Here is an 8,812-nt window from a genome sequence, read left to right as displayed (position 1 = left end):
CGGGGGCCGCGGCGCGGGAGGTGCGCGCGCCGCGCTGGGGCACGCGCGCGCGGCGGGGGCCGCGGCGCTGGTGCTGACGCTGGTGGACCTGCCCGACGTGGGGCCGGCGGACGTGCGCGCGGTGCTGGAGGCGGCCGGGGAGGACCCCTCCGGTGCTCTGGTGCGCGCCGCGTGGGGCGGGCACGGGGGTCACCCGGTGCTGGTGGGCCGCGCGCACTGGGCCGCGGCCGCGCGGGCGGCCGCCTCCGGCGAGGGGTTGCGCGCGCTGCTGCGCGGGCCGGCGTGCCGGGAGGTGCAGCGGGCCGGGGCGCTGCGGGACGTCGACGTCCCCGGGCAGCTGCCGGCCGGGACCCTCCTCCCGCGCGGCGCCGGGGGCGCGGGAGGAGGGCCGGTCAGCGCAGGTGGCCGTTGAGCGTGACGGTGCCGCGCAGGTGACCGGTCGTGGTCGCCTTCACGGTGGTGGTCTTCACGGTGGTGGTGCTGGTCGTCACCGCGGCGGACGCGGCGGGGGCCAGTGCGGCGGAACCGGCCAGCACGGAACCGGCGACGGCGAGGGCGGCGAAGGCGCGGGGAACGGACACGGTGACTCTCCTCCAGACGTGATCGGGACGCAGCGTCACCGACAGATCAGGCATCGGGCCGCTGACCTGCGCACTTGAGTGACGATCCTCCGAACGCCCCCTCACGCAGAGTGACTGCACGGGGGTGGGCACGCGCCGGGTGGCGACCGGCCCGCGCCAGTGCCACCCTCGGGGGACCTCGAGGAGGAGGACGACGTGGACGGTCGGGCGACGGGGACGGAGCAGGACCTGCTGCAGGTCCTGCACGAGGGCCGGCCGGTGCGGCCCGTGCGCGGCACGCGCGCGGCCGACCTGGACGGCCGGCGGGTGATGGCCTGGTGGACGGGGTTCCGCGACGAGGTGCTGGCGCGCCGTGGGGAGCTGGACGGCCAGGCACCCGCGCTGGTGCAGACGGCGCTGGCGGCCGACGAGGAGGTCACCGCGCTGCCCGCCGGCGCGAGCCCGGGGCAGGTGTTCGCGGCGGTGGCGCGCGGCGCGAGCCGCGTCGAGGGCCCCCTGCACCCGCTGAGCACCTGGTTCGACGAGCTGGCGCAGGCCTGCACGGGCGACGTGGGCACGCACGAGCTGGCGCTGGCCGCCGAGCACGTGACCCACCCCGCCGACGGCACCGGGGCGCCGGTGCTGCAGGCGATGGTCCCGGCGGCGCGGGCGCTGGCGGACGCCGAGGCGGCGCGGGTGCCCGCGGTGACGGCCCTGACGGCCGCCTACCGCGCGGCCGCGGACGGCGCGCGCGGCACCGCCCGGGCCGGGGTGGTGGACCCGGTGGCGCTGACGGTCGCCTGGTTCTTCGAGCGCGGCACGGTGGTCTGACACGGTGGTCTGACACGGCGGCCCGACGCGGCGGCCCGACCCCGCCCGGTCGCGTCCCCGGCCACGCCGGGGGCGCGACCGGGTGATCGCTCCGAAAAGGTACTTGCAACTTCAAGCAGACCGGGGTTATGGTCGACCCAGAAGTTGAACACTCAATGACCTGGGGAGACCACGATGGGCTGGTTCGGCAAGAAGGACGGCAAGAGCACGGCGGACGGCGCGGCGAACGGCACCGCGGGCGGCACGGCGGGCGGCACCGCCACCGCGACGCTGCCCGCCCCCTCCGCGCTGCCGGAGGTCCCCGGCTACCGCGCCGGCACCTGGACCATCGACGCCTCGCACTCCGAGGTGTCCTTCACCGTGCGGCACATGGCCGTCAGCAAGGTCCGCGGCCGCCTCGGCACCGTCTCCGGCGAGCTCGTCACCGCCGAGGACCCCGCCCGCTCCGGCGTCACCGCCGCCGTCGACATCACCTCGCTGACCACCTTCAACGAGCAGCGCGACCAGCACGTGCACAGCGGGGACTTCTTCGACGTGGCCAACCACCCCTCGGCCACGTTCGCGGCCACCGGCCTCACCCACGACGGCGACGACTTCCTGCTCACCGGCGACCTCACCCTCAAGGGCGTCACCCGCCCCGTCACCCTCACCGTCGAGGTCTCCGGATTCGGCCCCGACGCCTACGGCGGCTACCGCGCCGGGTTCTCCGCCAAGGGCCGCATCGACCGCCGCGACTTCGGCATCTCCTTCGACGCCCGCCTCGACAACGGCGGCCTCGTCGTCGCCGACAAGGTCGACCTCGAGCTCGACGTCGAGGCCGTCCTCAACGCCTGAGGCTCAACGCCGGACCGGCAGCGCCCTCCCCAGGACGGTCCGCAGCATCGGGCCCCGCGGCGACGACGCCATCAGCCGCACGTCGTCCGCGGGGCCGGTGCGACCGTCCAGGAAACCCAGCACGCGGTGCACGGGGTTGCGCTCGAACAGCCGCGAGAAGAACCCCGCCCCGTCGACGCGGCCGGCCGCCAGCGCCTCCAGGACCAGCGAGTCCATCAGCAGGTGCCGGCGCCCGTGCGCCGCCGGCAGCACCAGCGCCGAACCCTCCCGCGCCCGCGCGGCCAGCGCGTCCGCCTGCCGCTGCAGGACGCTGAACGCGTACCCGGTGGACGGGCGCACCGACCCCGAGGCCGCGCCCCAGCGCAGCACCCCCGGGACCCCCGAGGGCGCGAAGCGCGCGTCCGTCATCGGGATGACGCCGCGCTCGGTGCCCAGCACCTCCACCTCGCCGGTCCCGCTGCGGCGCAACCACCCCCGCAGCGCCGACTCGTACTGCGCGTCGGTGAGCAGGTCGCGGGAGAACTCCGTGTACTCCACCAGCGCCTCGTGCGCGGAGGTCGGCAGCACGTACCCGAACGCCACCCCGCCGGCCGGCTGCGGCACCCGGAAGTCCATCAGCGTCACCGTCGAGGCGTCGAACACCGGGCGGCGCGAACGCACCCGCCAGCCCAGGAAGTGCTGCAGCAGCAGCGTGCGCCCCGTGCGCGGGACCGGCACCGGACGGGTGTCCACCACCGTCCACCCCGGGGCGCGCAGCTCCGCGGCGTCCTCCACCACGGCCTCCTCCACCGCCACGCCCGCGCCGGCCAGGCGCTCGCGCACCGCCGCGTCCAGGTCCTGCGAGCGCAGCATCCGGTAGCGCCAGGAACCCAGGTGCGCCACGACGTCCGCGCCCGCCGGCGGCACCACCCGCACCCGCGGCCACGACGCCGACACCAGGTGGGCGAACGGCCCCGGCCCCGCCGGGCCCCACGTGCACCAGGTGCGCTCCTGCGTGCGCCGCCCCGAGGCGGCCGGCGCCTCCACCACCCGCAGCGGCACGTCCGAACCCGCCAGCCGCCACGCCAGGCTCGCGCCCGCGGCGCCCAGCCCGACGACCACCACGCCGCCGGCTGCGCTCGCCCCTGGACCCGTCACCCCCCTAGGGTCCCAGTGCCCGCGACCCCGCGACCCCGCGGCCCCTGGAGGCACCCGTGAAGCTCGTCACCGGATTCCGCGACTTCGTCCTGCGCGGGAACGTCATCGACCTCGCGGTCGCCGTCGTCATCGGCGCGGCGTTCACCGGCGTGGTCAACGCCGTCGTGCGCGGGTTCGTCGAGCCGCTCATCGCCGCGATCGGCGGCGCGCCGAACCTGCAGGACACCTGGGTGGTGCCGCTGCGCCGGGTCACCGACGCCGACGGCACGGTGCACGAGGTCGGCCTGCAGCTGGGCACCGTCGCCGGCGCGGCGCTGAACTTCCTCATCGTCTCCGCCGTCGTGTACTTCCTCATCGTCACCCCGCTGAACCGCCTGCTGGCGCTGCGCAAGCAGGAGGAGGCGCCGGAGTCCACGGCGCCCAGCGAGGACGTGCGGCTGCTCACGGAGATCCGCGACCTGCTCGCCGAGCAGCGCGGCAGCGCCCGCCCGGGCACCGCGGCGCCCGGGTCGGGGAGCTGAGGAGCCGGGGGTCAGCGGCCGGAGGAGCTCTCCGGGCCGGTGTCGCCGGAGACGGCGTGCTCGGCGTCCTCCTCGCTGATCAGCACCCCGTCCAGCGGGTTGCCCGCACCGGTGCCGGCGGGGACGTCCTCCTGCGTGCCCAGCGGGTCCTCGGGGCTGCGCGCCGGGGAGGGCTGGGTGCCGCCGTCGCTGCCGCGGGCGACCTGACGGCTGCCGCCCTCCTGCACCGCCCGCACCTCGGCGTTGTCGGTGGGGTCCACCCTCTCGGTGGGCTCGGTGCTCTTGCCGGTCTCGTCGCTCGGAGTGCTCACGGCTCACCACCCTGACGGCGCGCCCCGCGCCCCGCCACCGGAGGGGCGCTCAGCCGCCGGGCGCCTCGCGCAGCGCGCCCACCCGCAGCCCGCGCAGCCGGTTCAGCGCCGCCGCCACCTCGTGCGGGCGCGGCACCGCCGCGTCGGCGCCCGCACCGCCCGTCCACCCCGCCACCTCCCCGGCCAGGTCCGCCGCCAGCAGCTCCAGCGCCGCGGCCAGGGTGCGCCGGCCGTCCAGGTGCCCGGCGGCCACCAGGTGGTCCAGCGCGTACCCGGCCCCGGCGACCTGCGAGGGGTCGGTGAACTGCGCCACCGCCCGCACGTCCACCTCGTGCTCGCCGAACAGCAGCGCGTCCGTGCCGCGCGCCCCGACCCGGCGGCGCTCGCGCACCCGCGGGTCCAGCGAGCGCGGGTCCACCACGCGGTGGCGCACCGGCGGGAAGCCGCCGGCCTCCACCGCCCGCCCCGTGGGCCTCGCGGCGACCTCACGGGCGCGGGCGGTGACGTCCTCGCAGCGGAAGCCGCGCATCAGCAGCACCCGGTCGGCCACGTCGAGGAAGTCCCCGGAGGCGCCCGCCACGAGCACCGTGGAGACCCCGTGCCGGGCGTGCAGCGGGCGCACCAGGTCCACGAACGGGTTCAGCGGCTCGGCGGCCTTGGCCACCAGCGCCTGCATCCGCGCGTCGCGCACCATGAGGTTCGTGGCGGCGGTGTCCTCGTCCACCAGCAGCAGCCGGCTGCCCGCCTCCAGCGCCTCCACCACCGCCGCGGCCTGCGAGGTGGAGCCGGAGGCGTCGGCGGTGGTGAAGTCGCGCGGGTCCAGCCCGCCGGGCAGGCCGCTGACGAACGCCCCCACGTCCACCCGCGTCACCGCGCGCCCGTCCTCCGCGCGCACCGCCGCCGCGTCCGCGACGGTGACGACCAGCTCGCGCCCGTCGCCGGGCACGTGGTCGTGCACGCCCTCGCGCAGCGCCGCCAGCAGCGTGGACTTGCCGTGGAAGCCGCCGCCCACGACGACCGTGACCCCCTCCGGCAGCCCCATCCCGGACACCGTCCCGCGGTGCGGCAGGTCCACCTCCACCCGCAGCGAGGGCGGGCTCGCGAAGGGCACCGCGTCCAGCGCCGGGCGCGGGTCCACCCCGCTGCGCCGCGGCAGCACCGCCCCGTCGGCGACGAACGCCACCAGCCCCAGCTCCGGCAGCCGCGAGCGCAGCACCGCCGCGTCCTCCACCGCGTCCACGAACGCGCGCACCCGGGCGGCGTCCAGCGCCCCCGCCAGCAGCGCCGAGCGCACCAGCGCCGGCAGCGCGCCCGTCAGGTCCCGCGCGGCGGTGCGCCCGTCGGCGCGCCGGCGCGGGCCGGGCAGGTGGTAGCCGAAGCGCAGCACGACCGCCCCGTCCGCGCCGACCTCGCAGGAGCTGCGCTGCACCACCTCCTGCCCGCCGGCGTCGACGCGGAAGGTGCCCCCGGCCGCGTCGCGGGCCGCGCGCGCCAGGTGCCCGGCGAGCGCGCGCCGGCGCGCCGGCACGTCCAGCCCCAGGTCCGCGAAGCCGGCGGTGGCCGCGTCCACGCGCACCTCGCAGCGGCTGGGCGGGGCGAACGGGTCCGCCTGGGCGCGCGCCAGGGAGAACGCCACGCCCGGCAGCAGCGCCCAGCGCCGCCCCGTCAGCGAGCGGTAGCGCGCGTAGGGGCCGTCGTGCAGGGCGTGCAGGGCGCCGGTCAGGTCGCCGGTCGGGGCGCCGGTCAGGTCGTCGGGCTCCCCGCGGCGCCCGGCGGCGCCGTCGGGCCCGGCGGAGCGGTCGCGCCGGTGGTGGTGGTCGGAGCGGTCCCGGGGCACGCCCCGACCCTACGAGCGGACCCCGGCGGGCGGTCCCGCGGCGGTCTGCGCGGCGGTCTGCGCGGCGGCCTGCGCGGCGACCGCCCGGGCGGTGCGGCGCGCCTCGAGGCCGATCTGCAGCAGCGCGCCCTTCAGCGGGCCGCCGAAGCCGACGAAGCGCAGCCCCGGCGCCCGCGGGGAGGTCGCGGCCGCGCGCACCCGCGGCAGCCCCCGCGCGTCCAGGACGCCCAGGTGCCCCACCAGGCCCGTCAGCGCCGGCACCCACCCGGTGGCCGCGACCACCGCGTCCACCGCGACCCGGCGCCCGCCGGCCAGCACGACGCCGTCCCCGTCGAGCGCGACCACGGCGGGCACCACCCGCACCCGGCCCGCGCGCAGCTCGGCGACGAGCCCGACGTCCAGCAGCGGCGGGGCGCCGGTGGCGCGCGCGGTGGCCACCAGCCCGCGCGCGGGCGCGGGCAGCCCGAGGCGCGCCAGGTCGCCCAGGAGCAGCCGGCTGAGCAGCGCGCAGGCCGGGTCGGCCAGGCGGGCGGGCAGGAGCTCCAGCACCGGGCCCACCAGCGTGGTGGGCACCGGGCCGACCTGGCGGGGCAGCACCGTCGGCGGGGTGCGCACCGACAGCAGCACCGCCCGGGCCCCGCCGCGGGCCAGGTCGACGGCGATCTCGGCGCCGGAGTTGCCCGCGCCCACCACCAGGACCGTGCGGCCGGCGTGCTCGACGGCGCTGCGGTACCCCGAGGAGTGCTGCAGCGGGACGCTCAGGGCGCCCGGCCACGCCGGCACGTGCGGGGCGCCGGCCCGCCCGCAGGCCACGACGACCTGGCCGGCCGTGAGCACCGCGCCGGTGGACGTCGTCGCCCGCCAGCCCCCGCCGCCGTCCCCGCCGCCGTCCCCGCCGCCGTCCGCGTCCCCGCCGCCGGCGCGGTCGAGGCGGACGACGTCGGTGCCCGGCAGCGGGTGCAGGTCGTGGTGGCGGGCGTAGTCGGCCAGGTAGGCGGCGACGTCGTCGCGGGCGGCCCAGCGCCCCGCGCTGGGCGGCAGCGGCAGACCCGGCAACCCGGACTGCGCGCGGGGGGTGTGCAGGCGCAGGCGCTCGTGGCGTTCGCGCCAGACGTCGCCCACGGCGCCGCGGCGGTCCACGACCAGGGCCTCGACCCCCCGCCGGCGCAGGCACGCGGCCGTCGCCAGGCCCGCTGCCCCGGCGCCGACCACGAGGACGTCCGCGTCCCGCGACCCCACGACGGGGACGGTAGTCCTGCGCCGCCCCCGTGGGAACGGCCCGCCGGGGTCCTCCCAGGAGTCCGTCGAGGAGTCCGCCGAGAAGTCCCCCGAAGAGGTGTGTAACGCCCCCGGGGGGTCGGGCGATGTGGTCGCTGAGCCCGCGGGGCTCGCGCCGGGCCCGGGGGGGACCTGCGCGGGCCCGGGGGATCTCGCGCCGGGTCCGGGGGGAACCTGCGCGGGACGGGCTCGAGGGGGGAACGCGGTGTCGCGTCCGGTGGCCGTCGGGGGGCGGTCACCGGACGCCGCACCTGCGTGCGGCCCCCGCCTCAGCCGGGCAGCTGCCCGTAGACGCGCCCCACCGGCAGCCTGACGACGCGGCGCCGGTCGCGCACCATCGCCGCCCGGTAGTCGTCCCAGTCGGGGTGCTCCCCCGCCAGCGAGCGGTACAGGTCCACCAGCTCCTCCACCGCCTCGTCGTCCTCGCGCTGCGCGACCGGGCGCAGCTCGGCGTCGCCCTCCACGACCGTCCAGGACCAGAAGTCCGGTGCGGACACGTGCAGCGAGGCGCGCGGGTCGCGCTCGAGGTTGCGGGACTTGGCGCGGTCGGCGGTGACCGAGACCCGCACGAGGCGCCGCTGCGGGTCGTAGTGGTGGGTGACGTTGGACAGCTGGGGGCGCCCGTCGCGCTTGAGGGTGACGAGGACGCCGTCGCGGCGGGTGGCGACGAGGTGCAGCAGCTGCTGCTCGCGGTCGGTGCTCACGCCGCGACGCTAGGCGGGTGCCGCGCGCCCCGCCAGGGTCAGCGCCCCGCCGGGATCAGCGACCGGCCGGGCTCAGCGACCGGCCAGGACGTCCTCCAGGGTGCGCGGGGCGTGCCCGCTCAGGCGCTGCACGACGTCGGTGACGACGTCCAGCTCGCCGGCGGCGATGGCGGTGTAGGTGCTGACCCAGCCGTCGACCTCCCAGGCCGGCGCGCCGTGCCCGGCGCGGGAGGCGTACGCCTCCTCCACGCTCTCGCGCACGTAGCGCACCGGCTCGCCGGTGACGCGGGTGATCGTGGCGGCCACCTCGTCCAGGCTCAGCGCCCGCGGGCCGGTGACGTCGTAGGTGCGCCCGGCGTGCGACTCGTCGAGCAGCGCGGCCACGGCCACGTCGGCGGCGTCGTCGCGGGCCACCGCGCCCACCCGCCCGTCGCCGGCGGGGCCGCGCAGCACGCCGTCGGTGGCGAAGGCGGGCAGCACGTCCAGGTAGAAGGAGTTGCGCAGCACCGTCGCCTCCAGGCCCGCGGCGGCCAGCAGGTCCTCGGTGGCGGCGTGGTCGCGCCCGAAGGTGAAGGTGCAGCCCGGCGCGGCGCCCAGGAAGGACGTGTAGACGACGCGGCGCACGCCCGCGTCGGCGGCGGCCTCCACGACGCTGCGGTGCAGGGCGACGCGGTGGGCGTCCTCGGAGGCGGACACCAGCAGCAGCACGTCCACGCCGTCGAGGGCGTGGCGCACCGCGGCGCCGTCGGCGTAGGTGGCGGCGCGCACGTCGGCGCCGGGCAGGTCGGGGGCGCGGGAG

Annotated in this window: 11 protein-coding genes; 4 read left to right on the top strand and 7 right to left on the bottom strand. The window is 78.6% G+C overall.

Going from position 1 to position 8,812, the window contains the following annotated elements; translation table 11 throughout:
* Positions 1 to 412 (top strand): NTP transferase domain-containing protein (locus tag GTR00_RS08625; protein WP_166611217.1); only part of this gene is annotated, 412 nt, incomplete at its 5' end.
* Here GTR00_RS08625 and GTR00_RS08620 read toward each other — a convergent pair.
* Positions 393 to 581 carry a hypothetical protein gene (locus GTR00_RS08620; protein WP_166611216.1) on the bottom strand — a complete coding sequence of 63 codons (189 nt, stop codon included), beginning with the start codon at positions 579 to 581 and terminating at the stop codon, positions 393 to 395. The two genes, GTR00_RS08625 and GTR00_RS08620, sit on opposite strands and share 20 nt — an antisense overlap.
* A 195-nt stretch (positions 582 to 776) precedes the next feature.
* Here GTR00_RS08620 and GTR00_RS08615 point away from each other — a divergent pair, with 195 nt between their 5' ends.
* Together GTR00_RS08615 and GTR00_RS08610 are read left to right on the top strand one after the other, a co-directional pair.
* The gene (locus GTR00_RS08615; RefSeq protein WP_166611215.1) at positions 777 to 1,391 is read left to right on the top strand and encodes a hypothetical protein; all 615 of its coding nucleotides are present in this window, start codon (positions 777 to 779) and stop codon (positions 1,389 to 1,391) included.
* 174 nt (positions 1,392 to 1,565) lie between these two features.
* On the top strand, positions 1,566 to 2,225 hold the full coding sequence (locus GTR00_RS08610; protein ID WP_166611214.1) for a YceI family protein: 660 nt from the start codon (positions 1,566 to 1,568) through the stop codon (positions 2,223 to 2,225).
* 3 nt (positions 2,226 to 2,228) lie between these two features.
* Here the strand turns inward: GTR00_RS08610 and GTR00_RS08605 are convergent, their stop codons facing one another.
* On the bottom strand, positions 2,229 to 3,362 hold the full coding sequence (locus GTR00_RS08605) for a lycopene cyclase family protein (protein WP_205705375.1): 1,134 nt from the start codon (positions 3,360 to 3,362) through the stop codon (positions 2,229 to 2,231).
* A 56-nt stretch (positions 3,363 to 3,418) separates the two neighbouring features.
* On the opposite strand from GTR00_RS08605, the gene mscL reads away from it, so the two are divergent.
* Entirely contained in the window at positions 3,419 to 3,883 is a 465-nt protein-coding gene (mscL, locus tag GTR00_RS08600) for a large conductance mechanosensitive channel protein MscL (protein WP_166611213.1), read from the top strand.
* An 11-nt stretch (positions 3,884 to 3,894) separates the two neighbouring features.
* On the opposite strand, the gene GTR00_RS08595 is transcribed toward mscL, so the two are convergent.
* The 5 genes from GTR00_RS08595 to GTR00_RS08575 form a co-directional block, all read right to left on the bottom strand.
* Positions 3,895 to 4,194, bottom strand: coding sequence for a hypothetical protein (locus GTR00_RS08595; protein WP_166611212.1), 300 nt, complete (start codon positions 4,192 to 4,194; stop codon positions 3,895 to 3,897).
* Positions 4,195 to 4,243: 49 nt separating this feature from the next.
* Positions 4,244 to 6,031 (bottom strand): ABC-ATPase domain-containing protein, encoded by a 1,788-nt coding sequence (locus GTR00_RS08590; RefSeq protein WP_323132338.1) that lies wholly within the window; start codon positions 6,029 to 6,031, stop codon positions 4,244 to 4,246.
* A gap of 9 nt (positions 6,032 to 6,040) precedes the next feature.
* The gene (locus tag GTR00_RS08585) at positions 6,041 to 7,270 is read right to left on the bottom strand and encodes an NAD(P)-binding domain-containing protein (protein WP_166611211.1); all 1,230 of its coding nucleotides are present in this window, start codon (positions 7,268 to 7,270) and stop codon (positions 6,041 to 6,043) included.
* Positions 7,271 to 7,578: 308 nt separating this feature from the next.
* A complete protein-coding gene (locus GTR00_RS08580) occupies positions 7,579 to 8,013 on the bottom strand; it encodes a PPOX class F420-dependent oxidoreductase (protein WP_166611210.1) in 435 nt (144 codons plus the stop codon).
* Between the two features lie 72 nt (positions 8,014 to 8,085).
* The coding region (locus GTR00_RS08575; RefSeq protein ID WP_166611209.1) for an NAD(P)H-binding protein at positions 8,086 to 8,812 on the bottom strand (727 nt) is incomplete at its 5' end.

The organism is Kineococcus indalonis (genome assembly GCF_009906395.1).
Classification (GTDB): domain Bacteria; phylum Actinomycetota; class Actinomycetes; order Actinomycetales; family Kineococcaceae; genus Kineococcus; species Kineococcus indalonis.
The sequence above is the reverse complement of the archived record's forward strand: the minus strand, read 5'-3'. Positions and strand labels throughout refer to the sequence as shown.